Below are 25,386 nucleotides of genomic sequence, written 5' to 3'. Positions count from 1 at the left end.
AAGTGAGTGCCCGGCCCGTTAGGCCGCGAATATCATCTGGAACGTCCTCAGCGGGGACGTGCGCTGGGGTTTTTGTTCAGACGCGTAAGCATTTACCGGGCACGTGGAACAGATCAGATCAGGTTTCCGGGGCGGTCTCGCCTTCCGGGATCTGTCCGGAAGCGATCCGCTCGGCGGTCTTGGCGTAGGCGGCGTCGATGTACGCCAAGAGGTCGTCGGCCCGAACCCTCCAAATTCCGCGTCCACCGAATTGGGCGGCCTTAAGTTCTCCGCTGCGCACCAGCGAATACACCTGGGGTGCCTTCATGTTCAGGACCTCTTGGACCTGTTCCAGGGACAGCATCCGCGGCAGCTCCCGGTCGGACGGAACCGGTGGTTCCGGGGTCGGTTCCGTGGGCGGTTCGGTGGTTTTTCGGGGCATGGTCAGTTGTCCTTGGTGTCGCGTTGTCGGATTTCGTCCCGGGTTCGTTGTCCGCGCCGGAGCGACCCTGCCGGGACGGGTTCCCATGCCCGGCCCTGGTTGTGTTTGCGTTGCAGGCGTTTCACTTCGCGCATGGTCGCGCGGACGATGAAGTCTGACACGCTCGCGTCCCCTTCGAGGTGCCCGGCGGCCTGGAACGCCGCACGGACCTGCCCGGCCTCGTCCTCGGTGAAGTACGGGGTGAACGCTGCAATCTTCTTCACACTCATCGGCTACCGTCTCCCCGGGCATCCTGATCCCCGGCGTCTTGGTTAGCGGCGTCGGTGTTGGCGGTGTGGTCGCCGTGGGTGTGGTTGATGGTGTCGGGTCCGGGTGGGGTGATGCGGGCGAGCAGCGCGTCGTAGGCGGCCTGCAGGGCGGTGTCCCGGGCGGTTGCGGCGGCGAGCTTTGTCGCGGCGTCTGCTGCCGCGGCCGTGGCTTTCTGTTCCGCGGCTCGGGCCTGGTCCAGTTCCCTGGACAGGGCCGCCAGCTGCGTCTGCAGTTCCTCGACCTGCGTCCTCAGCCCGGACACGGTGGCGTCGTGCTCTTCGGTGAGGTGGTCGAGGTCGGCGACGAGCTCGGCGATCTCGGCGTCCTTGTCTTTGCGTTCCTGCGCCCAGACTGCTTCCTCTGCTGCGTGCCGTTCGTCGGCCAGGGCGGAGGCTTCGGCCCAGGCCGTGCCGGCCAGCCGCGCGGAGGCCTCGAGCAGGACGGCCGGGGTCGCGGCCAGCCGGCTGCCGGCGGCCTGCCGTTCCTCGGACCATTCCTTCAGGTACCGCGTGGCGTCCGCGTTACTCACGCCCGCCGCGGCGCGGACGGTCGAGACGGTAGGCCGCCGCTCGGCGCTGATCCGCTCCGCGGCGGCGTAGACACGGTCTTTCGGGCTTGGCGTCATCATCATCTCCGGCAACAAACAGAAGTAGTAGGAGTAGTAGTAACGATACTACTCCTACTACTTTCCGGCTAGACGCCTGTAACGCCGTTCTGGAAGGCCGGGAGCGTCAGTGACACCGGCGATGTGGATGTTGACGCGGCCGTCCGGGTTGGCTCGGGTGCCGAACCAGGCGTCGTCATCGGCGTATTCCCGCGGGCTGATGGTGAAGTCATCGGCCGGGTGGTGCCCGGCCACCGCCGGCCGAGGCTCCTGCAGGCTCGTGGCGGGCGGCCAGGGTTGATGCGGTGGCGGCGATGTAGCGCAGGGACAAGCCGATTTCCTCGACCTCGAGTTCGATGACGGTGCGCTTCTCCCCTGCCGTGGTTTCGTAGGTGCGGGACTTGAGGACGCCGGTGGCGACGACGCGGCTTCCCTTCGCCAGGGACGCCGCGGCGTTCTCGGCCGCCTCGCGCCAGACGGTGGCGCGGAGGAAGAGGGTGTCGCCGTCCTTCCATTCCCCGGTCTGCGTGTCGTAGGTCCTGGGGGTGGAGGCGATGGTGAAGTTCGCGACTGCTGCCCCGGCGGCGGTGTGGTGGAGTTGGGGGTCTGCGGTGAGGTTTCCGGTGACGGTGATGGTGATTTCGCCTGACATTTGGTTTCGTTCCTTCTCGTGCTGGTTGCGTATTGGCGGTAATGATCAGGAGGCGTGGCTGGCGTACGGCCTTGGTGTTTCAGTTCCGGGCGTGGTGGTGCGGGTTGCTTGGGCGGAGGAGTTCGTTGGCCCGGTCGGTCAGCTGGGAGCAGTAGATCTCTCGCAGGGTCTCGAGGCGGGCGATGCTGTGGGCGATGGCGCGGAGTTCCTCGTCGGCCTGCAGGGTGGCCGGGATGTCCTGTTCGGTGAGGATGCGTTCGATGGTGTTCTTCGGGGAGGTCATGAAGCTGCCCCTTCCTGGCGGGTTTCGATGTCGATGGTCTGCTGGATTTTTCCCGGGTTCAGGCCGGACCAGTGGTTTTCGGTGCCGTCCCGGTCGTAGACGACGACGGGGACCTGGGAGTAGCCGAGTTCTTCGGTGATGTACTCGAGGGCGGCCTGATTGGTGGTGACGTCCACTTCACGGAATGGCAGGCCGGCCTCAACGAATTTCTGCTTGGTCTTGGTGCAGCCGAAGCATCCGGAGGGCTTGGTGTAGATGGTGAGAGTCATTTTTCAGTCCTGGGTTTCGTATCACTCTTAGTTAGGTTCGTCTGGCTGACTTTCTACCTCTATTCTAGCAATCATTCAACTGAATGAGTAGTCCTTTTTCCCCTATTTCTAGGGGTTTCTCCGACCATAACTATTACGATTTCGTGGTGGGTCCGTCAGCTGCCGGCGGATAGCCTGTCAGTTTCAGAAGTCGACTGCACAGAATTTCAGAACTCATCTGCACGGGTCAGTTTCAGAAGCCGTCTGCACCGGAAGTCACGAAGTCTTATTCACTGAGAACGGGATCACCGATTATTCGCTGTCGTAGCGGCCCAGCTGCCGCGAAAATGACGTCATCCTGAAGGGGTGACTGCTAACTGAGGCTCCCCCTGGCAGTTTCGCCCATACGTAAATTCCCGTGAATCACTCCGATGGCACAGGAGCCATATCGCATATAACTATCGGCCCGTAACGCATGGGGAGACCACGACTCTGGTTCCTGCCTCAATTGCCGCCGGAGCTTTTCGGGGGCACTGCCAACTTAAGCTGCATCTGGGGCAGCGGTGCCAGTAGCGCGTCCTGCAGCTCATCGCTAATGCCTTCGGGGACGTCCAGGTCGACGCCCATGGCCAACACCGCCCGACTGATGTAGTTTCGTGCGGCGGCCGCGAACGTAATATCGGCGATCTCCCGGTCGCTGAACCCTAAATCGCGGAGTTTCTGCGCGTCACTGTCCGTCATGCTCGCGGGATCGGTGCTGAGCTTCAGCCCGTAGTCCATCATCGCAACCTCAGCCTCTGAAAGTCCGGCGTTGTGGAAGTCCCTGGCGATGGCAATCAATTCATTTTCGCCAAGGATGCTGAGCATCTTCTTCCCGTGAGCCAACCGGCAATGCGTCGAGCCGATGCCCTGGGCAGCCGCCAGGGTAACCAGTTCGTACCGGCGAAGGCCCAAAGAAGACCTGATGGCACTAATAAGAGACTCAAATGCAATGTAGGCCTCCGGATTCAGACTCATGGCCTTCGTATGGCTTGGTACGTAGCCGAGGGACCGGCGGTCATCATCGTAGATCGCAGCCGTCAGCCCGGACGCCTCGTTTTCCGGCGTCATTCTCAGGATGGTCATGAACGCTCCTTGGGATCGGCTGCGGGCAACCCCGCGGTCGCCACTCCGCGCACAGCCACCCGGCGGGGCCATGATCCGACTAATTGTGGTCTCCGGACCGTAGTTTGTAAACGACGCGTGTGTGTAAACGACGTGCGCCAGACCCCTCAAGCACGCCTGGTCAGTCGAGGATGCAGCGGGACGGAAGTTTCTTGTTGAACTTCGAAGCCACTCGGCGGCCGGGATTTTTTCCCGGTAAGAGACGACCACCAGAACCGATCTGGGACTGAATCTAATTTCCTACGTTGAGGGCGTCGGCTGCTCTGATGAGTGCTAAGTGTGTAAACGCCTGGGGGTAGTTGCCCAGCATCCGCTGATTGTCCGTGTCGTACTCCTCGCTTAGCAAACCGAGATCGTTTCCGTAACTGACCAGCCGGTCCATGAGGCTCCGGGCTTCCATGTCTCTGCCGGTCCGGGCGTACTGTTCCACGAGCCAGAACGAACACGCAAGAAACGGATGTTCCCCGGGATCAAGTCCGTCTGAGCAAGTCTCGGTCCGGTAGCGCAGAAGGAGACCGTTGTTGAGGAGGTCCTTCTCTAGGCGGGCAACGGTTCCGAGCATTTTGTCGTCGGAGTAGCGGAGAAAGCCAACTTGCGGGAGGATCAGCAGCGACGCATCGACTTCAGTGCCGCCGTAGGTCTGAGTGAAGGAATATATTTCTCGGTTGAAGCCAAGTTCCATGATCTCCGCCCGGAGCACGTCCCTCAGTTTCTTCCATCGCTCCGCCGGACCTTCAAGCCCATTTTCTTCGACCGCCCGAATTCCGCAACCCAGAGCGGCCCACATCATGACGCGAGAGTGTGTGAAGTGCATCTTCTCGCCTCGCATTTCCCAGATGCCGTGGTCCTTGCGGGTGATGCTCATCTCCACGAAATGCAGCAAACTGCGCTGAAGCGGCCAAGAGAAATGGTCTTCGTGCACGCCATCGTTGCGCAGCCTCTCCAAGGCCAGCATGACTTCACCTGCAACGTCGCCTTGGTACTGCTTGTATGCGCCGTTGCCGACCCGAACAGGCGAGGATCCTTCGTATCCTGGCAGATGCGTCAGCACTCGCTCTCTCAGCTCCCGCTCCCCGGCTACGCCATACATGATTTGCAGGTCCTGCGGGTCACCCGCGATTGACCGGAGGAGCCAATTGCGCCAGACCAGGGCTTCCCGTCGGAAGCCATGGGTCATCATCGCTTCGAGCGTGAGGGCGGCGTCACGGAGCCAGCAGAAGCGGTAGTCCCAGTTACGTTTGCCCCCGCATTGTTCCGGAAGTGATGTGGTGGGGGCCGCCACGATTCCGCCTGTCTTTTCGTAAGTAAGTGCCCGCAGTACCAAAAGTGAACGCTTCACGATCTCGCCGTAGGGCCCGTGGCTAACGTAATGACTGGCCCAGCCTTTCCAGTAGGCGCTCGTTTCTTCCAACGCCGTACTGATGTCGATGGGAGCAGGAGCACCTTCGTGAGAGGGATAACCGCATAGGTGCAGATCCATGACCTGACCGGCCTCGACGATGAACTCGCCGACATGGGAACGGTTGAAGTCTGCTGTAGGGAGAGCCGGTCCTCTCAGGAGTACGGCATCGGGACCTGCTATAGCCAGTAGCGCCTCGCCATGATCGTCACGTATTCGCCGAACCCAGGGAACGATTTTTCCGTATCCGAATCTGAGTTCGAGCTCTTGATGCATCCGAACAGTCCCTGTAAGCCCTTCGATTCTGCGGACGATGGAGCTGCCCGCGTGTCCGATCGGCATAAAATCGGTCACTAGAACGTCGCCTTCGTCGGTTCTCCAGTGAGACTCCAAAATGAAAGTCGAGTCTCGGTACGTCCTGTTCACAGTGGCGGGAGCTGGGAGGGAGGCATGTTCGTCCGTGGGTGCTAAGAGCCAGCGGCCATGATCTTTGGTGCCCAAGAGGGCGCCGAACACGGAATCAGAGTCAAAGCGGGGGAAGCAGAGCCAGTCGATGCTGCCGCGGCGCGATATCAGGGCGCCGGTGTGAAGGTCAGAGATGAATCCGTAGTCCTCGATGCGCGAGGTCATGGAGCAACTCCATCACATACCTTCATCTTCTGCACCCTTAAATGTAGAGACCCGCTCACCGACGAAATCATCTGAATCAGTAGTTCCTAGGTCGCAACGGGAGGCCCGGGGTCCTGTACGCGAGGAGTTCCTCGATAGGTGTTCGTCGCCCTACCGCTACGGCCTCGGCGTACGCTTCGCCTCCCAGGCTGGTGCGAAGGACGTCGCTTAGGGCTGGGTCAGTTGGAGGGACATCCACGATTGTTCCCTCCAGCTTTTCGCTTACTGTTCGTGCCGCTCCTAGGAGGGTTGCAGCGAGTTTAGAATTGCCGCGCGGCGAGTCTGACAGAATCAGCGAGCTGCCGGTCTGCGGATCGGAAGTTGCCTGAGTGTATCGACTCATAGCCGAGGCTGAGGAGGCACCGGCACATGCAGCGCTGATCGCCCAGGATTCTGAAGTCGTTGAGTAACTGATCAAGGCGAGGACCATGCTCGGAATCCAGGGTGTGATATTGGTCCAGCCTGATGCGAAATAGTTCAGCGTGGAGCTGCTCGTGGCGGTTTCCCGTGCGGTAGGCCAGGCGCTCGGCTTCGTCCAACCATTGACGGGCATCGTTCGCTCGCGTGCCGTCGCGGATCGCACGGTTTGCCATTCGCCAGAGGCAGTTTGCTCGTTTCACATAATCGTGAAGATCGCCGAAAAGCTGCGCGCCCTGCATCAGCAACTCGACAGCACTCTCGGTGTCGTTTTCCGCGCATCCCAAAGTTTCAAGGACCAGGGCATGGTGCCATTCGTCGCCCAGTTGAAGGAATAGTTGATCAGCTATGCGCAGGTGTTTCGTGGCCGAGGCCTGGTCTTCATACTTCGTGACCCATCCCAGTGACCATTCGGCCAGTGCAGTGCTGCCTTCGTCGCCCAGTTCAGTGGCGGCTTTGCGGGCTCTTTGCGCATGCACCAGAGCCTGGGCCGTGTCCTGGTAGTCCAACAGGACTGCTGCTGTGATTTCAGCCTTTACCCCGAGCGTTCCATCAGGAACCCCGGACTTCAGTAGAACATCCAGCCAATCGAACAGTTCGCCTTTTGCGCCAAGAATTTCCCAACCTGTTCCCACTCCCGCCAGAAATTCCCATGCCAACTCGTGGTGTTCATGTTCCAAGCTCCACTCCATGCAGGAGCGCACGTCGATCCAGTTCTGGTTGAACCACTTGAGCGCGAATATCTGGTCTCCGCCCTGCAGGTCTTGCAGCAAAGAGGCAGCGCGGTGAAAGAGATGACGGGCGTAATGTCCTTGCAGAAAGTCACTTTCCCCGCGCTGCACCAGGAGCGAGAACGCGAACTGCCGCACGCTATCCAGCATGCGGTACTCCGTATATTCGCCATCACGGCTGGCGGAAATCAAGGATTTGTCCACCAAACCAGGAAATAGGACAGCTACCTCTGAAGGCTGGAATGGCGGGTAGCAGAGGGTGTCGAGCACTGTGCCATAGCCAAAGACCGCTCGGAATATCGAGCAACGTTCGAAAAGGATTCGCTCCTTCTGATCGAGCAGCTCGTAGCTCCATTGCAGTGCTTCACGCAGAGTTCTGTAGCGGGCAGGAGTGTCTTGGTCGACCTGCCTTAGTGCAGCCAGCTGGTCGTTCAAATGATCAAGAATCTCACGAGGCGAAAATGCGCGGATTCTTGAGGCGGCCAGTTCAATGGCCAGCGGCAACCCTTCCAGCCGGACGCACAGTTGTACGACGTCTTTGGAATTCTCAGTCGTAAGTCGGAACTTGGGTGCCGACGAGCCCGCTCGGTCAACGAACAGCCGGCCGCAAGGGGAGCTGAGAAGTTCCTCGTGGTCACCGACAGGACTTGGAAGAGCAAGCGGCATGAGCTCATAGACCACTTCCCCCGGGATGTGCAGGGGTCCGCGGCTCGTGGCCAGAATGCGCAAAGTCGTGGTGCGGGTCAGCAGAGCCGTCAGGAGCGAGGTCGCATTTGCCGCGACATGCTCACAGTTATCCACCAGGAACCAATATTCTCCTGCAGAAATCGCTTCCAGAAGCTGGGGCCGCAACGGTCCCCCCTGGGCGGTCATGCCTAAGGCGTCAGCAAAGACGCGCTCCACGTTCCCTCCAGGGGTAACAGTTGCCAGATCAACCAGAATTGCTGGTACGCCGGCAGATGAGGCGGCCACTTGCAGGGCCAATCGTGTCTTCCCGACTCCTGCTGGCCCAATCACCGTTACAAGTCGCTCCCGGCGGACCAGATCGAGCAGCTCTGAGACTTCTTCACTCCTGCCAACAAAAGAGGACAACGGCATCGGCAAGGGAAGGGCCGCCGAGGATACCCGCATTTGTTGTGCCGCGTCGATCAACGATGACCGATCAGCCAGACCGAGCTTGCGCAATAGGGACGACACATGACTTTCAACGGTGCGCTCTGAAAGATGCAGACGTTCGGCGATCTCCCTGTTACGCAGACGCTCCCCCACGAGCCAGAAAACATCCACCTCGCGCTTCGACACACCAGCGTCACGCAGCGAACGGCGCCGGATCTCCAATCCACGCTGCACGTCCTAAGAATCGCATGACGTATTTGATCCGCACAGGGCTCCACGGAATGTTTTTCAGTGGCAAGCACGGATGTTGAACCTTCCCCGGAAAGGTCGAATGGAGTTAGCAACTTCCGCTCGCACAAGGACACCACAATGACGGCAACACTGCACGACTTCCAAGCAAAAGCCATAGACATCAAAGGCCAAGGCACCCCCCAGTCCGCTTCGTGTCATGACCGTGTTGTCGGACGCAAATGGTCAGCACCACAGCTACGCGCCGTTGCTGAAAAGGATCAAGAAGTGCAACAACACCTTGCTCACGTGGAAGCCCGGATAGCCCTAGCCGAACACGCCTGCACGATAAGCGTCCACGAAGTCCGGTGCGTGGTCCTGGCGACCATGGGGCAGATAGCTGGAACCTACTACATCGTTGCCGCGCTGCATCTCGCGCAGCTCGCTCTGGTATTTCCCGAGCTGCTGACAGAAGAGCAGCAATCACTACTACTCGCTCCACTGCAAGCAGCAGAACAAGAAACCGAACGGGCTCCAGAGAGCGAACTGTTCGCCGCCTAACCCCGGCGTAACAAGCCTGAACGGAACCACGTTCCGCTCAGGCTTCCAAGCAGGAAACCCCGAGAAGCAGTTGCGTTTAGGCAGCTTCTCAACCTGCAACCCATCCCAGCATGACCAGAAAATCAATTCCCAACCAGGAGTCAAATTGTTTAAATCAACAAGGACCGCACATTCCACTACCGACGGCACCAAAGGCACGCGCGCCACTCGGAGGGCGGCGATGGCAGCAGCGGTTCTCTCCCTCGGCATGGCGGCACTTCCGCTAGCGATCGCCCCAGCAGCCAATGCCGCAACATCGGGGAATCTGGGTCCGTGCAAAGTCACGGCCGGGAAGCCATACTTCAATCGCCTCGACCCGTTGACGTCCAAGAAGTGGATCTACTACCCCATAAGCGCCAGTTGCACCAGAGGCGGCGTCCAAGTACACATGCGGCAGATAATCCAGGAGGACGATCCTGGCAATTCGAACGATGTACTGAAGAATTGGTACACACCCACACAGGATGGCAAAGCCCTGCAGTTCTCGGCACCTGGAATAAAGTGGGTGACTCCCACGCTTCTGCTGACATCCACAGGGGACGAGGGTGGGACCGCGGAAGAAGTTTTTCACCGGGTCCAGTTCTGGGTGACGTCCAACGGACTCACCCAGGGACCGATAACTGTGACAAGCAGAAACTTCAGCATCTGGCCATAGCGTCAGATGAGGGGGCGCCACACTCGGCGCCCCCTCGCGCCACTCCTCACTGGGCACTCCGACAACAGGGGTGGCCTCTCTGCTTGCCTAGGACTTTACAAATGATCAGAGACAGGACCTTGGCGCTGCAGGCATGCAGTGTGCGGGCGTAAGAAGTCCCTATGCTCAGCGGAGCAGTTGAGCGGTGATGCTTGGTGAACGCACAGGTCATGTGCAGGAAGCAGACTGTCCATGCCCCGACTCGAAACCCAGGGCATGCACGACGCCCGGTGCCGCAGGACCGCCAATGTGAGTTGCGACTAAACCGCCAGTCCGCCAGAACATTCACATCCCGGATCCGGGATCCGGGATCCGGGATCCGGACCCGGACGGGCAAAGTCTCAGCAAAGAATCCCTTGATGAGACTTGCTGGCGGCTGCTAAGCGTGAAGCCAGCCTTCCCGGAAGGGCAATGGCTGCCGCGTCCCGACGTGTTCGGTTGGCAGTGCAAGACAGACAAACCATTCACTTCCCTGAGGAGCAATACGGTGTTTTACAACAACAGCAAAGAAGCCCCACTGATCGCTACGGTCGAGGATTGTGTTCATCTCGCTAAGGCTGATCACATGGCGCCGTCCTTCCGTATAGAACCTCTGATCCTGCCATCATCGACCCAGTCGCCGGAGGCTACGGATTTCCTGGAATTCAGCGAACTCAGCGACGCACTGATACTGGAAACGTGGGGGAATCTGGACTTGGCCGCTCCCCGCGAAGCACGCCTTGAATCATGGAGGGACGACGACTACAAGCAGGCGCGGTTCTACTTCGTCCGCGTCAATGGGCGCATGGTGGCAAGGTCGAGCATCGGGCTGCCCTTGGCGGAGAACCTCGACGTTGCGATGGTCCGGGTTGACGTTCTGAATGAGTTCACGGGTAGGGGAATCGGTCAGATGCTGCTGCGGCATGCCGAGGAATTCGCGGCCCGCCACGGCCGCACTACAGTGCAGAGTTCCACGGAACATGCCGCAGGCTTTGACCCCCATGGACCCGGCATCCTGAAGCCGGGAACCGGCACGGGCGGTGTGCCCGCGGATTCCCGTGCGGTGAAGTTCGCGCTGGCCGCCGGCTACGCGCTGGAACAGGTCACCCAATTCAGCGCCCTGGATCTTCCCGTGCCGGATGGAACGCTGGATGCCTTGGAACAAAAGGCATGCTCGATCGCCGGGAACTGCTATGACCTCCTCACGTGGACAGACCGCTGCCCCGACGACTACGTAGACGAGATGGCAGTTCTCATGTCCCGGATGAGCACCGACAGCCCGTCAGGGGAGCTCCACTTCGAGTCGCAGGTTTGGGATGCCAAGCGCGTCCGGCACGTCGAGGACGAGTGGAAGCAGTCAGGCATGGAGTCGCTGGTCTCCGTAGCACGGCACAAGCCGAGTGGCGAGCTGGCCGCCTACTCGGTCCTGCAATACTCCGCCTCAAAACCTTGGTTAGCGGTGCAGGACGACACATTGGTTGCTAGGGCTCATCGCGGCAGCCGGCTCGGCATGCTGGTCAAGATACTGAATCTGCGGCGGTTGGAGGCTGAACGTCCTTCGGTTGAACGGATACTCACGTTCAACGCGGCGGAGAACGGACATATGCTGGCCATCAACGTGGTGCTGGGGTTCCGGCCCGCCGGGTACAGCGGCGAGTGGCAGCGCCGAAGGTAACAGGCATAGGCATGGCGTGGAGACTCCGCCTGGACCTAAACACATTGGCCATATCTGCAATGTCGAGACTGGCACGCAAACGCATCATGACCGATGCCAAGATCCGCTCAGCCCGAAAGCTCCTCAACCAGGGAACACCGCCCCGGGAGGTCGCCGACACCCTGGGAGTCTCCGTGCCCACCCTCTACAGATGGATCCCGGCAACAGGCTCGACCGAGGCACCAAGGAAGTAGTTCCTGCTGGTTGGCGCAGGCGACTCCTGAAAAAATGACTGTTGGTGCTGAGGACTATTGAGCAGAATGCAATTCCGTGCAGGGCACTTCTGACATTTCAATGTCCATACTCGTCTGCACTACCCCGGAATTCCGCGGGCGCCTGTGCAGTCGACTTCTGAAAACGACACCACCGGCACCTGGTCCTCGGAACAGAGCGCAGTAGAAGTGCCCACGACTGGCCACGGAACCGGCCGCTGCTGGCCGCACCGTCCGCCGACATGGTGGTCCATGGCCTGTTTTTGTCGGTCGGAATCTGCCCGCTTCCGGAGTCCCGGCGCGCTCCAACTCTCCTCCATGACCTGCAGCCTGCCGGCTTCAGCGGTGACCGGCCGGTGCTGGTTCCCGCTCTCCCCCGCGCAGGCAGGGGACCTTTGGTCTCCGCTTAGTGTGCGGTGCGGTCTTGTATATTCAGCGCCTATGTACAGGGCTTGGGAGCGCGGGGTACTTTCGGCACAGGACCCTGCGCGTCTGTGTTGCCGCAGTTTTCAGCAGGGAGCCCCTCCTGACGATGTGCAGCACACCAGGAGCGATGCCGCTATTGCCTCGTGGCGGCCCGTCCTGCACCTGAGGAAAGAGCCTGCCATGGCCACCTCGCATGCCCATCAACCCCTTCACTTTGGCGCCGCCGCGGGCTCCGGCAGCCGGCTCGGGCCGGTCCCGGCCCAAAGCCCTTCCCCGTCGATCTGCCCGTGCCCGGGCTGATCGTGTCACTCGGATTTCCCGGGTTAGGGTCCGGGGATGCCGGCCGGGCCCGTGTGCTGCCGGTCATGTGTGAGCGCTGCGGCACCGACCGCGACCTCACCATCAGATCGGTCACCGATCCGCCGGAGCATCAGACCGGCGTCGTTGTCGTGGCCTACACCTGCGCCCGGTGCCAGCTTTTCAGCGAACATCCCGCCCGCGTCTCCGACCTGGGCCACGGGATCCGGAGAGCGACCGTGCTCATTTTCGGGTGGCATTACATGCACTGCGGACGAATCATGAAGAAGACCGGTTCGGAGCTCCGTCGGCTCCCCGCACCCTGGGCCGCGGAAGCACGCCCGAACCTGCTGGATGTCTACCTCCCGATCCGCGTCCTGACGTGCGCGTGCGGGTTCCGGTTGGAACTGCCCGAATGAATCCCCTGACAGCGGAGCGTTACATCCACACCACCATCCGCCCCGGGTGCTGCCCCGGGCGGCCACGAAAGGATTTTCAGCCATGAATGAAGAAGAGGGCCTCCATAGCGACGAGAAGCTGCTGCGGACCGGGGTGAACGATCACGCCTGGGAACGCGAGCACCGCCACCCCACCGCCGCCCAGGTCTCGGCCATCGGGAATCGCCGCCGGGAAGCCGAGGCAAAGCTGGCCCGGCACCAGCAACAGGCCAGTCACAGGGCCACGGAATAACCAGGGCCCTGTGATAGCCAAGGGTCCGCCGGAGGCAACCGTGAATCCGGCCTGGGCGACGCTCCACGGGCAAGCCGCACTGCGTTTCGCGATGACGACGCGTTTCTTCGCGCCCTGCGCTCAAACAGGGCTCCCAGCGTCAGCAGCCGCGGCCACAGGTCCCATCGGTACCCGCCGCGACCCGTTTCCCGGCGGGCTGATGATTCCGGACTTGCCCCACATTTAGGCGGACGATGCCGCCGTGGTGGCCTTTTCCTCTTTCTGCCAGGGCCAGCGCCCGGTGATCTCCAGCTCCAGCGAAAAGCTCAGAAACGTCCTGATGAGCACGATCACGGCGAGGACCCCCACGCTGGTGAAAGTGGGGGTCACGGCCACGGTGCGGATGATGTCGGCGGCGACCAGGAGCTCAAGGCCCAGGAGGATGGAACGGCCCAGCAGTTGCCGGTACTGTCGGTACACCGACTGACGTTCCGGCCCTTCCCTGCCTTGGGGGAAGCTCCGGCCGCGGACAGCCAGTGGGATAGACACCACGGCGCCAATGACCATGATCGCGACACCCGCGAAGTCCATGTACTGCCCGGCCGTCTCGATGATCTGCTTGAAATCCATTCCGTCTCCCTACCGTTCGCTGCCGTGCGGCAGGCCCACCAGATCAGACGTACCCAAGTTCTTGCGTGATCCACCGGGTAACCGGAACCGGCAGCCACCGCCCGGCAGTCCCATCACCCGCAGGGCTTGTCCTGCCCGTTCCTTGCCTCGTCCACGGCCTGCTCCTGCGGAAGGACGGCCGGAAGACTCCTGCCGGCAGGGGCGGGTTGCGAGAGCGGGGGTTATAGGACAAAACGTGTGTATGGGAGGGGCCAGCTTCCCAGTCACGCCGGGAAATGCCTGGGCAGCTAAGCTTTTGGAGCTTAGGGTGGCTGCGGTGCTTGCAACTCTGGAGTGTTGGATTTGTGGTCGCGGCTTTGGTTCGGGAAACCGCTGCGGGTCAGCGGCGGTACCACCGGAACTTACACACGTTTTGTCCTATACCCCGCAATTCCGGGTTAACCCGGAAGGGAGCCGGCATGTGGCCGGCTCCCTTCGGGTTCCTCTGCTAAAGGAGATCTCTGCGGGGCAGCGTCCTCGCTGCCGGGTGGTTTACGGCCCGTCCAGCTCCATCTCGGGCAGTCGGTGGTCTTTGACGGGATAGTCCACGGGGCCGGGGCCCTTGTCTTCTGCGGTGAGCAGGCTCAGTTCGATCAGGTCTTCGAGGTGGCTGGCGTCGGGGCTGACGGTGTCGTCGTCGGTCATATGGAATTCTGCTGCCACGGGCTGCTCCCCTTGTACCTGGATGAATAGGACGCTGTTGTCCCTTTCACCCTAGCCGTGGTTTCTGCGCGCGGCTGGCAAAGGTGGCTTCGCCCGCGCAGCGTTACCGGCGGCCGGGGGAGATGTTCCTATAGACAACTCCAGCCCCTATTTCGCCTCTCTTGTTGAACCAACTTTGATCAGATGAAATGAGCCATGTTCCAATATGAGTGCACGCCGTTCGCCTCTGCGGACCGCGCTGACCTACGTAACGGGCGCCAGGCTGCGGCGACCCGAAAGAAGGTTCACGTCCTTCTTATTGGTTCTTTGCTCGAGCTTCCCGATGACAGACTGCTGCGTCTCCGGAGTCCAGAAGACCTGCAGATTCTCACGAGCGCGCGTCAGCGCCGTGTAGAGGATGCTGTGGGAGATATCGTCCTCGTTGGCGTCGGTGATGACGACCTTGACGGACTCGTACTCGAGGCCCTGCGCCCTGTGAATTGATACGGCATAAGCGACTTGGAAGGGAATGGAAGTGTTGAGCGACTCGTCGTCCTCATCGCTGTCCGCAAGTTCGAAGACGTCGAAGGCGACAACTGAGTCACGTACCCATTCGAGCTCCGTCCCGTAAACCGATAGCTCCGTCACGTCGCGGTCGAGGTCAATCTCAAACCGGACCCGGCCAGGCTCCCTCTGAATACCGACAATTGTGCCCTTCAAGTTATTGAAGATAACGGGCTTGAATCGTTCAGCGTCGTTAAACACCACCGGATCACCGACTTTGTAGATTGACGGGCCCCACGGGACCGAAGCGTTCGGGTTGCTGCTCTGCAGGAACCGGTTGATGTTGTTGATGCCGTAGAGCCCGTCGTAATTCAGACAGAGGATGATTTCGTCTTCTCGCTGGGCCTCAAACAACTTTTCACTCAGCACTGTCGAGTACCCGCCGCGCGTCATTGCCTCGGTGATGTCATCATCGACGTTGCGGACTTTCTGCCACAGCCCGAGAAGCCCGTCGTTCTTGGTCCTGTACGGCGTTGTTAGCTCGAAGACCGATTGGTTTGGGACGAAAGAGCGCATGATTCCGAACCAGTTGCCGAATTGGATCGACTCGATCTGGTAGACGTCCCCGACAAGCACCAGGAGCTTGAACCTGGTGCCCTCCAGGATCTTGAGCAAGTCCTCATTGCTCACAGTGCTGCACTCGTCGATCACGACAACCTCGTACTCAGGATCGGCACCGGTCCTCCAGTTATGACTGGCGATGGTTCTGAAGTCGGCGTTTTGCGTTTGGACTCTGCGCTTGAGATTGTCTACCGCTGGATGCGTGTTCGCCAAGAAGAGCATCTGCTCCTCATTAAAGTAGTTCGCGATGTAGTTGACCATCGTGGACTTGCCCGTGCCGGCGGCCCCATAGATCAGCGCAACGCGGGACTCATTAAAAAGTGACTTCAGCGCGTCGACCTTCGCTACATCGTCGATCAGCGTTGGGCGCTCGTCGAGCCAGTGCTCGATGGCGTCTTCCCAGCCTCCAACGCCGGATGCGGCATGTCCCTGGATCTTCTCGACTATTTGCACGATGTCGTTCTCGTACCCACGGATGAATACGTGTCCGCGATCAACATCGAGCGAGCGAGCCTTGTGCTTGTAGTACAGAGCATCGTTATGCCGCCTAATAAGTGCTGTGACGTCACCCATAGGGGCCAGGTCGCCAAGCGGCGTGTAGAGCATGCCCCGACGATCGACGTTGTTCTTGACGCGGCGAGCGAGCAGCTCGTGCATACGGTCGCTTGGGTCGAGTACATCAATAAGATCCCAGTAGCGCGGGTTGTGGCGCGGCAATGACGTGCAGAACGGCATCTCATCAAATGGGATGCACCCCCATTGAAGATTCAGTCCCGAAAGCCGGCCGCACTCGTCACGACTATGCTGCTCCCGAAGTACCACGTTCTTCATGTGAAGCATCAGATATCGAAGCACGACGTGCCCCGGCTCGCTCTCCTGGATAATGCGACGTGCCTTGTCGAGAATGGGGAAGAAGCGCGGGCTCTTGGCACGTTCAGTGACTTTCAACTTCACGCGCTCATAGCGGTCATCCGGCAGATCAACGAGGTCGACAAGCGTCGAGCTGGTCGCAGTCAGGTATTGCATCAGGAGGCGGTACTCGGTATTGCCTGATCCAATGTTGGTCCTAGGCCCGAAGAAGCGCGCGAAGTTGTTCAGCTCGCACGGGCGGATCGAGACCTCCCAGCCGCGAATGACCGTAATCGGCATGGTTTGACCGAGCACCTCGATCGCCTCAGATCGGAGGGTGAGCATAGCAGCGTACTTATCGCCAATGTCCTGGTCCGTGAAGGCGATGATCCGGTCAAATTTGCTGATCTTGTCGACCGGGTTGCAGAAGGTAACCTCATAAAAGATCCGGCCTCTGACAAAGAAGGGACGAGTCTTGAGGACGTAATAACGCGACGACGTGTCGCCGTCCTTCGGAAGCTGACGGACGGCCGTGATCCGCTCCGCAATCTTCTCGTGGTACTCGCGCAGTGATGGGTCTAGGTCGATCGGGAACGACTCAAGGTTAGCCAGCACGTCCATTCCGAACGAGTCATGCATGAATGCCCGGAGGCGGTGCAGGTACTCGTAGTACTTCAGCATCAGCCGCTCAGATCCGTCACCATCGAACGTATAGTGCGAGGCGCTGGGTTGAAGCAACGTATAGAAGCGGGTTAGAAAGGCCAGTTTTCCGCGGGACTTGACGAATGCCAGGCCCGCTGTGATCGCGTCGTAGTCATGCTCGGTATACCCGTTATTGGTGTGAACGCGAACTGCCACACCCTCAACCAGGTTCCGCAGCTGCGAGAGCATGTTCTGCGACAGAAGTCCGCGGTTATGTCCGAGGACGGCGATATTGCCGCAGATCGTCTCGTCGATGCTGCGGATGTGCATATCGACCGTGCTCATCGCCCAACCTCCTCAACACGCCCCGACCGTACCGGAACAGCGCCGTGCAGGCAGATAGTCACACCGTAGATGGTGCGGTTGCCGTCTTTGGTTGACGGTCGGGTAGGACTCATGGGTTCTGCTCTCATCCCGGTGTAGACATATGCTCCGTTCATTCTCTAGTGCGCCTCAAGTCCTGGAGCAAGCGCCTCGCCGTGCCAACCGGCGAGACACTGAACCTAGCAGAGCGGCGATCAGGCTGGCACGACTGGAACCTCAACCGCACAGGTGGCCGGTTAATGCGGTAAGGCCCGCACTATGGGTGCGTTCCTTCCCTGTTTTCGCTCAACAAAGGAAAATCCGCGGGCAGCGTCGCCGCCGGTGTTATAGCTCGTCGTCGAACTACAGTCGTCGAGCTGGTGGTCTTTCACTGGCAAGGTGCTGCGCCCGCGCAGGGTTGCCGGCGGCCGGGGGAGCGAAGCGGAGGAGGCCGCCCCGCCACCGCCAAGAAGAGGGCCGGGTGGGATCGTGTGGTGATCGGGCCCCGGCCAGCTTCCCTCTTAGATGAGGCGGCGCTTGTAGGACGTGTCAGCGTCTCGGGCGACGTCGGCGACGTGACCCCGGTTGATCAGTTCCCGCAACAACTCCGCGAGGCGGAAATCCGAAACGTCCTCTGCGGCGAGTTTAAGGTAGCGGTCGGCCTGGGACCCGCGGCCTTTGAGCCATTCCAACCAGCCCATCAGGGTCAGCATTGGGGCGCGTTGCCCGGCCGGTACGGCCTTCATCAGCTCGAACGCGATAGCCTCGGCGCGGTCCACGCGGTCCCAGTCCGGACGGGCGGTGAACTTTCCGGTCAGCACGTCACCGAAGCTGCCGTTGTGGGTGGTGATGGTGTCCCGGAACAGGTAGTCGCGGATGTGCCGGTGCTGGAATGCTGCCGCCAGCTGCCGGGCGGTGTCCGTGTCCGGCATATCTGTCCCGTCCAGCGTGGCCGCCCACGTCCGGCATGCGGTTTCAAGATCCTCCTCGGTGCCTTCCGGCGCCTCCACGGGCAGCGCCCACGTGCCCAGCAGCTCGGGGTTGTACACCTCAAGGTGCGGGGCGGACCCGTAGTAGGTCAGCGTGACGTTGGCGTTGCGGTCCCTGACCGCGTCCAGGGGGTTCTTCTCTGCCGTGCCGTAGGTTGCCCAGTAGGTGCCGGTGACCAGCAGGACCATCCGGACGGGCATCCGTGCCGTGGCCAGCTCGGTGGTGAGAGCAGCGACGTGCGCGGCGTAGGGGTAGCCGTACTCCGGGTCTTCGTCGGTGTAGACGATGACGAAGGACCCTGTTGCCTTGTCGTCGTGGGCTGCGTAGGTGGTCATCATCTGCGCGTAATCGCCCGGGGCGGCCTCTGCCGGTGCATCCATGCGCAGGCTGGCGCCCAATGTCCCGGAGCGGGCCGTCAGCACGACGAAGGATTCCTTCGGCTGGACGCCCAGCAGGTGCGGGACGGCGGCGATCAGGTCAGCGGAACCGGTGATGGTCAGTTTTTCAGTCATGGTGTTGCTCCTTTTTGCCGAAAGGGTTGGTGGGTGGGGCGACCAATGGTGACCGGCCAGCGTCCCCTCTCCCCCGTTGTTTTGGCTGCTGGCGAAGCTTGCGGAGCTGTGGCCGACGGAGGCCTGTCTACCCTCAGGGCAAGGTGTGGGAAATTCCCGGAGGAAATCAGCGACGAAGGAGCGCCGCAGGGACATTTCCCGGACCGCAGGCCCCGGTGGAGCCTGCGGAACCGGGGCTAGACCGGCCGGAGCGGGCACGTACAATCCGTCAGGACAGCAGCCAAAACGTCGCAGACAAGACAGGGCCAGGGACGGCCGGAGCCCTGCGGAGGACAGCACTGGACCCCACAGCCGGCCACGGAGCTTGCGGAGTGGACGCCAGATTGGGGTGCGAGCCATGCGAGCATGCTCTCCCTGCCCCCGCCCGGTCCCGCCCAGTCCGGCGAAGGCCACGGCTTGCCGCCTGTGCCAGGCGGGTGTGGGCTTCTGTGGCGACATGGCGGTCCGCCGACCAGACACTCAACCAAGCCACTGGCGGCGGACCGCCCGCCCGCAACTGGACCCTCACGCCGGAGGTGGGCACCCACTTACTCATTTGAGTATTTGAGTAAGTGAGTGCCCGGCCTGTTAGGCGGCTTCCCGTTCGAGCCCAAAGAGCTGCTGCGCGAGGTCGATCAGGTGCTCGGGCACATTGCCTTCGTCCCCGTCGTGGGTCTCTCCCAGGAACACGACGTTTCCGCAGTACACGTCTGCCAGCATCCCGGTTTTTTCAAGGACCAGCATCGCGGTCCGGCGGTTCGGTGGGAGGTTCAGGATCTTGCCTTCCTCGTTCAGGTAGAAGTGCCAGTCATCGCCGCTCACGGCTTCGATGTTCCCGGCCACGAGGGTTTGCAGCGTCTCCAACCCGGCGTCGATGGTTTCCACGCGGGCCGGTTCCTTCAGGTCGGCGGGAATGATCAGGGCGGTGCAGGTGCTCATCGGGGTTCGTCCTCTCAGATGATGTGTCTTGGGGTGGTGCGGTGCCCCGCCCGCTTGGGGCGGGGCACCGGCTTGTGATGGGGTTAGGCCGCGCCTGTGAGGGTGCAGGGCATCCGGTAACGGCTGGGCATTTCGGCGGCGGCTTCGGGCAGGTCATCGGGGCCTTGGGCCTGTCCGTTATTCCAGTGGAAGAACGCCTGCTCACTTATCGCGGTCCAGAACCTGGCTTTTGTCCTGAACCAGTACGTGCGAACGTCGCCCTCGCAATAGGTGGCCATGCCGAACAGGTTGCCGATCGCGTCCGCGGTGCGGATTCCGGCGACCATGACGTAAGGCCACTGGCCCAGGTCCCAGCCGTCGCAGCCCCAGCTGGGGATCACGGCCCAGCCGTGTTCGCTGATGACGTCCATCCAGTCGTACCCGTCGTTCATGTGGTAGTCGATGAGCACGGGTACGTCGTGGACTGTTTCGCCGGTGTCGACGGTGGTCACGGTCCTCTTAGTGACTGCGTTCATGGTGTTGCTCCTTTTTTGCCGAAAGGGTTGGTGGGTGGGGCGGCCAATGGTGACCGGCCAGCTTCCCCTCTCCCCCCGTTGTTTTGGCTGCTGGCGAAGCTTGCGGAGCTGTGGCCGACGGAGGCCTGTCTACCCTTGGGCAAGGTGCGGGAAATTCCCGGAGGAAATCAGCGACGAAGGAGCGCCGGAGGGACATTTCCTGCGCCGCAGGCCCCGGAGGAACGGAGGGGCTCGACGGGCCGGAGCGGACACGTACAATCCCTTGGGACAGCAGCCAAAACGTCGCAGACAAGACAGGGCCAGGGGGTCCGGAGCTCTGCGACGGCGCCACCTGGGCCCAACAGCCGGCCGCGCCAGCGGACGCCCACATGGGTGCGAGCCCTGCGAGCATGCACCACTACTTACCGTGTGGCATGCTCGAAAGAGTAGGCAGCAGGATGTTTACCCCGCAGGGCAGGGGGCCGCATTCGGCACCGGTTGCGCCCTCTGCTTTGCCTTGGAAGGGCATTGGAGTGTTGATACGAAGGGAAAGCCTATGGGTCTGTGGAGCTGGTTCGCCCGGCGGCGCAAGCCGGCAACGGGTGCTGGTCGCCCCGCCGTCGCAGCGGCGATTAAGCCGAAGGAACAGGAGCCGTTGGCTCCTGACCAGGTGGCAGATCTGAAAGCGGCGTGGGCTGAGCTCGCCGAGGCGGCGAAAGGGTCAGCTGTCACCGGTTTTCATGCCTGCTCAAGGGGCGGCAAGCCCTGGCAGGAAGATCCGGCAGCCGTTCGGAGCGTCGCGGCCCTGCTCCGCCGCGTCGACGCGGAGGACGCTGTTACAGAAGGTCCTACAGCCAAGTAAATCCACCGCGGACGTTCGTGCTGGCGTTTCTCCTTTAGGCTGGGCCCATGGCCGAGTCCCTTCCGCCGGCACTGCAACCACCGGTCGCGGTTGCCCTGGCGAAACTCGTCAAGGCCTTCCCTGGCCCCAACGCACTGCCCGGCGGCCTATGGGCCGAACCCAAATGGGACGGATTCCTTCACTGCACAATGTCAATCAACAGCCATTGGGCTGCTGCCGGTCAGCCACCTGTTGTCGGGGCTGATCACCGGGCCACCATCGTACTTGTGCGATTCCACGGAAATCAGAGGCAGAGTAGCCTAGGCGATTGTTCGCTCGGTGGGAGGGCTCAGAGACCGAAGTCTTGAGGCCGTCGGATGTTTCAGTTAGGGCTCGTTGGCGAAGAGTCCAATCGGACCAGCCATCTGGGCAGGCTCCTGTCACCTACGTCAGACAAAGCCATAACAGTGCCGGGAGCCTGATGGCCGACCGGCTTGCGGGATGATTTGCGGGCTGGCCTCTAGTGGGACGTTTTTGGATTCCGACGCGGCTACTTCGCTCGGCATCTGCCTGAACCGCTCATCAATTCGAAGCCCATCAACGTCATGCCCACAGACGAGAAGGGCGGTTGCTGTTCATAATCCGAGGCGTAGCATCTATGCCAAGGGCTGGCTGTTTGGGATCGCGAAAGAGGTCTAGCGCACCATGAACCGTAAGTTGAGTAACAGGACTTTAAAGAGGCGATCCTTTCCCTCCATAAGCGGCCTGTTTCTGGGGCTCTTCCTTGGAGTTACAGCACTCTTAACTGAACATACTTCGCCATTCTGGATCACCTTCAACGTCATCCTAATTGTGGTGATGTTTGGGTTCGCGGCCGCCAACCTCATCGGGCTGGTCGTCGTCAGGTACCGCAAATCGTCAGAGGCAGATCAATTGAACCCGTAGCGGCACGACGTTCGCAAAACGTTCAAGCTTCAATTCCGCCCGGAAGGGCATCAATGCGGGCTAGGACCAAAAAATGGCAGCTGAGATAGAGAATCCCTCACCGCTCGGAAAGTGGGAAAAGGCACTCGCGCGATCATACTGGTGGGTTCTCATCGTTGGCATTTTGGTCTCCAGCATCCTCCGTGAACCTCTCGGTTTCTGGCCCTCACTTGCAGTCACTGCCGCTTTTATCGCTGCCATTGCACTCGTAGTCGCCCGGATGGCAGCGGCCGAGCGGGAGGCTCGTCTCGCCCGGGACGTTGAGCGCGGACTCATCGAATGTGCAATCCGCCACCCCAAGGCTCTCCCTGGTTCGCTAAGCAGCAGGTGGGAGCAAGGATTCGCCGAGGTGAACAATGGATTTATCAAATTCCGACCTCTGTTTGGTGAAATGGGGTCCCCCACAGGGCATGTGCGGGAGTTCAGCGAATTGTCCTCCCACGGATTGCTCGACCTTCCCGCGAAGAGGCCGGCCGGGCTCAAGCGGTCCTGGAAAATCGCCGCAATTGGCACAAACAAGGGGGACCTGGAAGTAGCTACCGGAGAAGCAGGTCTGACCCTGCTCGCCGGCAAGATCGGCCGCAATTAGCTCCAAGCAGGAACCTCGATTTCCGAAAGGCCGAGTTCCCGTCGGCCCGGTCGTGCCACCCGTAGCACTGAGCACGTCCCAGTCTGGGTTCCCCGCAAGAGCCGAGGAGCCGCCAACTCACGAGGCTGAAGCATCGGCCAGAACCAGGTAGGGTTTGTGGGCCTTCGATCCGTAAACTCCCCGTGGTACCTCAGGAACACAAGAGCGATACTTTAGGCATGAGGAGGCGCCGAATTGCCAGAAGCGCGTTAATTGGCGGCCTCGCCGTTGTGCTCGCTGGCTGCACCCCAACCGTTCAACCAGGCGACCGTACCACCGTCGAGGCGTCGAAGTCCTCCATCGCAGGAACGGAACTTATGGGCCAGGGAACAGTGCTTCAACGGCGACCCGCAGAGCCCGAATTCTGCTTAGGCTACGTAGCAACGTCTGATCCTCCCATGTGTAGGGGTCCAGTCATCGACGGCTGGGACTGGGACTCGGTCACCGGATCGACGACCGTAGGGACGGTCACTCATGGCGATTACCTGCTGCAGGGAACGTGGGACGGCAAAACGTTCACACTCGGGCAAACACCTCCACGGCCGCTCGGCTCCAATGAATATTTCCTCCGCGGGCCAAGCGACCCACGCCGGGATGCAGCGCATCGAGGGGCTGGCACAGCGGATCAGCTGAGGAAGATCCAAAATGAACTGTTGAACTCCGCCGAGCCGACAATGCTTTCTGCACTGGCCGAAAACGGCTACGTCTTTTTGAAGGTCATTTTCGACGACGGGAGCATCCAGAAAAAGATGGACCGGCGCTATGGCGAGAAAATTGTCGCCGTGGAACCCGCGCTTTTACCCGTCCCTTAACACGTCGTATCACCGGATTCACAGCAAGGACTGGCCGTTCCCACCGGACTGTCCCGCAGCGGGTTCCCAATTGGCCAAGTTGGAACTCATATTGCCCGAATCGCTCTCCGAGCGGGAACGGCAGGAGAGTATGTTCCTAAGAGTAAGCGCGTGACTTCCGGCATCAGGGGTGAAGGATGAATATGTTTCGGTTCATTTCCCGGCTGCCGCAACCTCTGAAGGCTCTCTACATCCTCTTCATTGTCGTTTTCATCGCTGGCATCATCCCGGTCCTGCTGCACGTTCCCGACGCTTCACGATGGATGTCGGTGGGCATCGGCACTGCCGGCCTACTCCTGGGGCTGTGCCTCGTCATCAATCTGAACAAGGCTGCGGAGGGCCTCGCCGGGGCGGTCGCTGAAGAGAAACTCATGGGGATCGACTATTCGGCATCCTTCATGGCTAAACCTGCCTTCGCCCGATTTTTCGGTCTCATGTTCGTGGTGGTCGGGGCTAGTTTTATCGCCAGCAGCCTCACCGGGCAGCCAGCAGGAGGGCCCTGCTCGCATATAGCGTGGAAGCGCCCGTAGTGGGTTCCTCAACTAATGCCCAATTCAACTCTCTCAAGTAGCCTCAGGGCATGAACAGCCAGGAGTATTCGGCCATCCGAAGGCGTTGGATTATCGGCGACATCCTCTGCGCGGTCGGTGTCGGACTGGTCGGGGGCATGATCGTCGCTGACGGCAGATTGGGGTTCTGGTCTATTGCCGTGATTGCTGTCCTGACAGCGGCGGTATTTCTTCCCCGGGGCATTGGGTGGAAGCGCGAACGCGAGAAACTAAACGGCCGGCCTCAGCGCCCCAATACGGGCAGCTGACATCCCAGGCCTTATACCCATCTCGGCAAAGGTTGCCTTTCAGGGACCCAGTGCAGGACGCCGTGAGGGTCACCGGTTGAATTGGCTACGTGCATCCTAAAGGGACCTATTCTGAGGGCATGTCGCAGTCCGGTAAGACGATTCCCTGGGCGCTCCGCCCGCCGCTGGAGGTCGCGTTGGCAAAGCGTGTGAAGGGCATTCCGCCGGCGTCCGCCTTGCCGGGTCAAATGCTTTTCGAGCCCAAGTTTGATGGATACCGTGTCCTGATTTTTCGGGATCGGGATCTGGCCAGCCTGTGGTCGCGCCAGGGGAAGGACCTGACCCGGTACTTCCCGGAGCTAGTCGAGGCGGCACTATCAATGATTCCGGCCGGTTGCATTGTCGATGGCGAGGCTGTGGTGTGGTCAGAAGACAGATTGAACTTCGAGGCCCTGCAGGGGAGGTTGTCAGCCGGTAAGGAACGGCTGCGGTCGATGGTCCTCGAGTTGCCGGCGATCTTTGTGGCCTTCGATGTCCTGGCTGTTGCCGGGCAGGACGCGCGGGGCTTGCCCTTGGTGGATCGGCGGGCGCTATTGGAGGAGTTGGCAACTATCTGGGCTCCCCCGCTCTCGGTGTCCCCTCAAACGACGGATCGGGAGCTGGCCAAGGAGTGGTTTGAAGGCCTGGCAGAGGTTCGAATGGAAGGACTGGTAGCCAAGAGCAGCGTCGGGCCTTATACCGGCGGGAAAAGAATCTGGCTTAAGGCCAAGCATGTTTCTGAACTGGACGTCGTGTGCGGGGCCGTCATCGGACCTGTGCACCGGCCGACTGAAATCGTGGCGGGGCTGCCGCTGGGTGGCGAGCTGCGAATCGTCGGCCGGAGCTCGCCCTTGAAATCTGCGGACAGCCGGATGCTTGGCCGTTGGCTCCGGCCCGCGGCCGGGACCCACCCTTGGCCGTCAACGGTCAAAGGAACCGCTCTCGATCGTTTCAACCGGGACGCCTCGCCCGTTGAACTGACGCTCGTTGATCCCATCGTGGTTGAAGTCCAGGCGGATGCCGCTTGGTCAGGTCAGTCTTTCAGACATTCGCTGCGCTTCCGCAGGATCCGTCCGGAGCTCGACCCGCTGAGGGTCGAAGTTCCCGCCAGGCTGTCCGCCGATGACAAGGAACAGCGTCTCTGACAGACA

At 60.9% G+C, this 25,386-nt stretch carries 27 protein-coding genes; 11 read left to right on the top strand and 16 right to left on the bottom strand.

Annotation, left to right across the window (positions count from 1 at the left end):
* Positions 1-118: 118 nt before the first annotated feature.
* The 10 genes from QF036_RS24815 to QF036_RS24770 all read right to left on the bottom strand — a co-directional run bounded on the left by QF036_RS24815 (position 119) and on the right by QF036_RS24770 (position 8,247).
* Positions 119-421: a helix-turn-helix domain-containing protein gene (locus tag QF036_RS24815; protein WP_307106391.1), complete on the bottom strand. Its 303-nt coding sequence runs from the start codon at positions 419-421 to the stop codon at positions 119-121.
* A gap of 2 nt (positions 422-423) precedes the next feature.
* Entirely contained in the window at positions 424-690 is a 267-nt protein-coding gene (locus QF036_RS24810; protein ID WP_307106390.1) for a ParB family protein, read from the bottom strand.
* Entirely contained in the window at positions 687-1,355 is a 669-nt protein-coding gene (locus QF036_RS24805; protein ID WP_307106388.1) for a DNA-binding protein, read from the bottom strand. Before QF036_RS24805 ends, QF036_RS24810 begins: the two co-directional genes overlap by 4 nt.
* Before the next feature lie 57 nt (positions 1,356-1,412).
* The gene (locus QF036_RS24800) at positions 1,413-1,589 is read right to left on the bottom strand and encodes a hypothetical protein (RefSeq protein ID WP_307106386.1); all 177 of its coding nucleotides are present in this window, start codon (positions 1,587-1,589) and stop codon (positions 1,413-1,415) included.
* Positions 1,564-1,986: a single-stranded DNA-binding protein gene (ssb, locus tag QF036_RS24795; RefSeq protein ID WP_307106384.1), complete on the bottom strand. Its 423-nt coding sequence runs from the start codon at positions 1,984-1,986 to the stop codon at positions 1,564-1,566. The genes QF036_RS24800 and ssb overlap by 26 nt, the downstream gene beginning before the upstream one ends.
* 79 nt (positions 1,987-2,065) lie before the next feature.
* Positions 2,066-2,269 carry a hypothetical protein gene (locus QF036_RS24790; protein ID WP_307106383.1) on the bottom strand — a complete coding sequence of 68 codons (204 nt, stop codon included), beginning with the start codon at positions 2,267-2,269 and terminating at the stop codon, positions 2,066-2,068.
* Positions 2,266-2,538, bottom strand: coding sequence for a glutaredoxin family protein (locus QF036_RS24785; protein WP_307106381.1), 273 nt, complete (start codon positions 2,536-2,538; stop codon positions 2,266-2,268). Before QF036_RS24785 ends, QF036_RS24790 begins: the two co-directional genes overlap by 4 nt.
* 483 nt (positions 2,539-3,021) lie before the next feature.
* On the bottom strand, positions 3,022-3,642 hold the full coding sequence (locus tag QF036_RS24780) for a carboxymuconolactone decarboxylase family protein (protein WP_307106379.1): 621 nt from the start codon (positions 3,640-3,642) through the stop codon (positions 3,022-3,024).
* Between the two features lie 271 nt (positions 3,643-3,913).
* Positions 3,914-5,710 (bottom strand): glycoside hydrolase family 15 protein, encoded by a 1,797-nt coding sequence (locus QF036_RS24775; protein ID WP_307106378.1) that lies wholly within the window; start codon positions 5,708-5,710, stop codon positions 3,914-3,916.
* 299 nt (positions 5,711-6,009) lie between these two features.
* Complete coding sequence (locus QF036_RS24770) at positions 6,010-8,247, bottom strand: ATP-binding protein (protein WP_307106377.1); 2,238 nt, start codon at positions 8,245-8,247, stop codon at positions 6,010-6,012.
* A 135-nt stretch (positions 8,248-8,382) separates the two neighbouring features.
* Here QF036_RS24770 and QF036_RS24765 point away from each other — a divergent pair, with 135 nt between their 5' ends.
* From QF036_RS24765 to QF036_RS24745, 5 genes are all read left to right on the top strand, one after another.
* Positions 8,383-8,802: a hypothetical protein gene (locus QF036_RS24765; RefSeq protein ID WP_307106376.1), complete on the top strand. Its 420-nt coding sequence runs from the start codon at positions 8,383-8,385 to the stop codon at positions 8,800-8,802.
* A 1,298-nt stretch (positions 8,803-10,100) separates the two neighbouring features.
* Entirely contained in the window at positions 10,101-11,189 is a 1,089-nt protein-coding gene (locus QF036_RS24760) for a GNAT family N-acetyltransferase (RefSeq protein ID WP_307106375.1), read from the top strand.
* 86 nt (positions 11,190-11,275) lie between these two features.
* Entirely contained in the window at positions 11,276-11,422 is a 147-nt protein-coding gene (locus QF036_RS24755; RefSeq protein WP_444875991.1) for a helix-turn-helix domain-containing protein, read from the top strand.
* Positions 11,423-12,168: 746 nt separating this feature from the next.
* Complete coding sequence (locus QF036_RS24750) at positions 12,169-12,582, top strand: hypothetical protein (protein ID WP_307106373.1); 414 nt, start codon at positions 12,169-12,171, stop codon at positions 12,580-12,582.
* Between the two features lie 82 nt (positions 12,583-12,664).
* Positions 12,665-12,853: a hypothetical protein gene (locus QF036_RS24745; protein ID WP_307106372.1), complete on the top strand. Its 189-nt coding sequence runs from the start codon at positions 12,665-12,667 to the stop codon at positions 12,851-12,853.
* A 222-nt stretch (positions 12,854-13,075) separates the two neighbouring features.
* Here QF036_RS24745 and QF036_RS24740 read toward each other — a convergent pair whose 3' ends face one another.
* From QF036_RS24740 to QF036_RS24715, 6 genes are all read right to left on the bottom strand, one after another.
* Positions 13,076-13,462 carry a DUF1622 domain-containing protein gene (locus QF036_RS24740; protein WP_307106371.1) on the bottom strand — a complete coding sequence of 129 codons (387 nt, stop codon included), beginning with the start codon at positions 13,460-13,462 and terminating at the stop codon, positions 13,076-13,078.
* A 531-nt stretch (positions 13,463-13,993) separates the two neighbouring features.
* The gene (locus QF036_RS24735; RefSeq protein ID WP_307106369.1) at positions 13,994-14,164 is read right to left on the bottom strand and encodes a hypothetical protein; all 171 of its coding nucleotides are present in this window, start codon (positions 14,162-14,164) and stop codon (positions 13,994-13,996) included.
* A gap of 243 nt (positions 14,165-14,407) precedes the next feature.
* Positions 14,408-17,104, bottom strand: coding sequence for an ATP-dependent DNA helicase (locus QF036_RS24730; protein WP_307106367.1), 2,697 nt, complete (start codon positions 17,102-17,104; stop codon positions 14,408-14,410).
* Positions 17,105-17,643: 539 nt separating this feature from the next.
* A complete protein-coding gene (locus QF036_RS24725) occupies positions 17,644-18,624 on the bottom strand; it encodes a DUF4192 family protein (protein WP_307106366.1) in 981 nt (326 codons plus the stop codon).
* A 627-nt stretch (positions 18,625-19,251) separates the two neighbouring features.
* A complete protein-coding gene (locus QF036_RS24720) occupies positions 19,252-19,602 on the bottom strand; it encodes a DUF3846 domain-containing protein (protein WP_307106364.1) in 351 nt (116 codons plus the stop codon).
* 83 nt (positions 19,603-19,685) lie between these two features.
* A complete protein-coding gene (locus QF036_RS24715; RefSeq protein WP_307106362.1) occupies positions 19,686-20,117 on the bottom strand; it encodes a hypothetical protein in 432 nt (143 codons plus the stop codon).
* Positions 20,118-20,652: 535 nt separating this feature from the next.
* Here QF036_RS24715 and QF036_RS24710 point away from each other — a divergent pair.
* The 6 genes from QF036_RS24710 to QF036_RS24685 all read left to right on the top strand — a co-directional run bounded on the left by QF036_RS24710 (position 20,653) and on the right by QF036_RS24685 (position 25,380).
* The gene (locus QF036_RS24710) at positions 20,653-20,958 is read left to right on the top strand and encodes a hypothetical protein (RefSeq protein WP_307106361.1); all 306 of its coding nucleotides are present in this window, start codon (positions 20,653-20,655) and stop codon (positions 20,956-20,958) included.
* Positions 20,959-21,955: 997 nt separating this feature from the next.
* Entirely contained in the window at positions 21,956-22,510 is a 555-nt protein-coding gene (locus tag QF036_RS24705; protein ID WP_307106359.1) for a hypothetical protein, read from the top strand.
* A 692-nt stretch (positions 22,511-23,202) separates the two neighbouring features.
* Positions 23,203-23,361, top strand: a complete 159-nt coding sequence (locus tag QF036_RS24700) for a hypothetical protein (RefSeq protein ID WP_307106357.1) — start codon at positions 23,203-23,205, stop codon at positions 23,359-23,361.
* 182 nt (positions 23,362-23,543) lie between these two features.
* Positions 23,544-23,930, top strand: coding sequence for a hypothetical protein (locus QF036_RS24695; RefSeq protein ID WP_307106355.1), 387 nt, complete (start codon positions 23,544-23,546; stop codon positions 23,928-23,930).
* Positions 23,931-23,980: 50 nt separating this feature from the next.
* Positions 23,981-24,217: a hypothetical protein gene (locus QF036_RS24690; RefSeq protein ID WP_307106353.1), complete on the top strand. Its 237-nt coding sequence runs from the start codon at positions 23,981-23,983 to the stop codon at positions 24,215-24,217.
* Positions 24,218-24,336: 119 nt separating this feature from the next.
* Entirely contained in the window at positions 24,337-25,380 is a 1,044-nt protein-coding gene (locus tag QF036_RS24685) for an ATP-dependent DNA ligase (RefSeq protein WP_307106351.1), read from the top strand.
* The last annotated feature ends 6 nt before the right edge of the window (positions 25,381-25,386 follow it).

The organism is Arthrobacter globiformis, from assembly GCF_030817195.1.
Lineage (GTDB): Bacteria > Actinomycetota > Actinomycetes > Actinomycetales > Micrococcaceae > Arthrobacter > Arthrobacter globiformis_D.
This window is presented reverse-complemented; position numbering and strand designations above follow the sequence as displayed.

Coding starts and splice junctions, on each gene's coding strand:
- QF036_RS24815 (WP_307106391.1), bottom strand. CDS start 421: ATGCCCCGAAAAACCACCGAACCGCCCACGGAACCGACCCCGGAACCA.
- QF036_RS24810 (WP_307106390.1), bottom strand. CDS start 690: ATGAGTGTGAAGAAGATTGCAGCGTTCACCCCGTACTTCACCGAGGAC.
- QF036_RS24805 (WP_307106388.1), bottom strand. CDS start 1,355: ATGACGCCAAGCCCGAAAGACCGTGTCTACGCCGCCGCGGAGCGGATC.
- ssb (WP_307106384.1), bottom strand. CDS start 1,986: ATGTCAGGCGAAATCACCATCACCGTCACCGGAAACCTCACCGCAGAC.
- QF036_RS24790 (WP_307106383.1), bottom strand. CDS start 2,269: ATGACCTCCCCGAAGAACACCATCGAACGCATCCTCACCGAACAGGAC.
- QF036_RS24785 (WP_307106381.1), bottom strand. CDS start 2,538: ATGACTCTCACCATCTACACCAAGCCCTCCGGATGCTTCGGCTGCACC.
- QF036_RS24780 (WP_307106379.1), bottom strand. CDS start 3,642: ATGACCATCCTGAGAATGACGCCGGAAAACGAGGCGTCCGGGCTGACG.
- QF036_RS24775 (WP_307106378.1), bottom strand. CDS start 5,710: ATGACCTCGCGCATCGAGGACTACGGATTCATCTCTGACCTTCACACC.
- QF036_RS24765 (WP_307106376.1), top strand. CDS start 8,383: ATGACGGCAACACTGCACGACTTCCAAGCAAAAGCCATAGACATCAAA.
- QF036_RS24760 (WP_307106375.1), top strand. CDS start 10,101: ATGGCGCCGTCCTTCCGTATAGAACCTCTGATCCTGCCATCATCGACC.
- QF036_RS24755 (WP_444875991.1), top strand. CDS start 11,276: ATGACCGATGCCAAGATCCGCTCAGCCCGAAAGCTCCTCAACCAGGGA.
- QF036_RS24745 (WP_307106372.1), top strand. CDS start 12,665: ATGAATGAAGAAGAGGGCCTCCATAGCGACGAGAAGCTGCTGCGGACC.
- QF036_RS24740 (WP_307106371.1), bottom strand. CDS start 13,462: ATGGATTTCAAGCAGATCATCGAGACGGCCGGGCAGTACATGGACTTC.
- QF036_RS24730 (WP_307106367.1), bottom strand. CDS start 17,104: ATGAGCACGGTCGATATGCACATCCGCAGCATCGACGAGACGATCTGC.
- QF036_RS24725 (WP_307106366.1), bottom strand. CDS start 18,624: ATGACTGAAAAACTGACCATCACCGGTTCCGCTGACCTGATCGCCGCC.
- QF036_RS24720 (WP_307106364.1), bottom strand. CDS start 19,602: ATGAGCACCTGCACCGCCCTGATCATTCCCGCCGACCTGAAGGAACCG.
- QF036_RS24715 (WP_307106362.1), bottom strand. CDS start 20,117: ATGAACGCAGTCACTAAGAGGACCGTGACCACCGTCGACACCGGCGAA.
- QF036_RS24710 (WP_307106361.1), top strand. CDS start 20,653: ATGGGTCTGTGGAGCTGGTTCGCCCGGCGGCGCAAGCCGGCAACGGGT.
- QF036_RS24705 (WP_307106359.1), top strand. CDS start 21,956: ATGGCAGCTGAGATAGAGAATCCCTCACCGCTCGGAAAGTGGGAAAAG.
- QF036_RS24695 (WP_307106355.1), top strand. CDS start 23,544: ATGTTTCGGTTCATTTCCCGGCTGCCGCAACCTCTGAAGGCTCTCTAC.
- QF036_RS24690 (WP_307106353.1), top strand. CDS start 23,981: ATGAACAGCCAGGAGTATTCGGCCATCCGAAGGCGTTGGATTATCGGC.
- QF036_RS24685 (WP_307106351.1), top strand. CDS start 24,337: ATGTCGCAGTCCGGTAAGACGATTCCCTGGGCGCTCCGCCCGCCGCTG.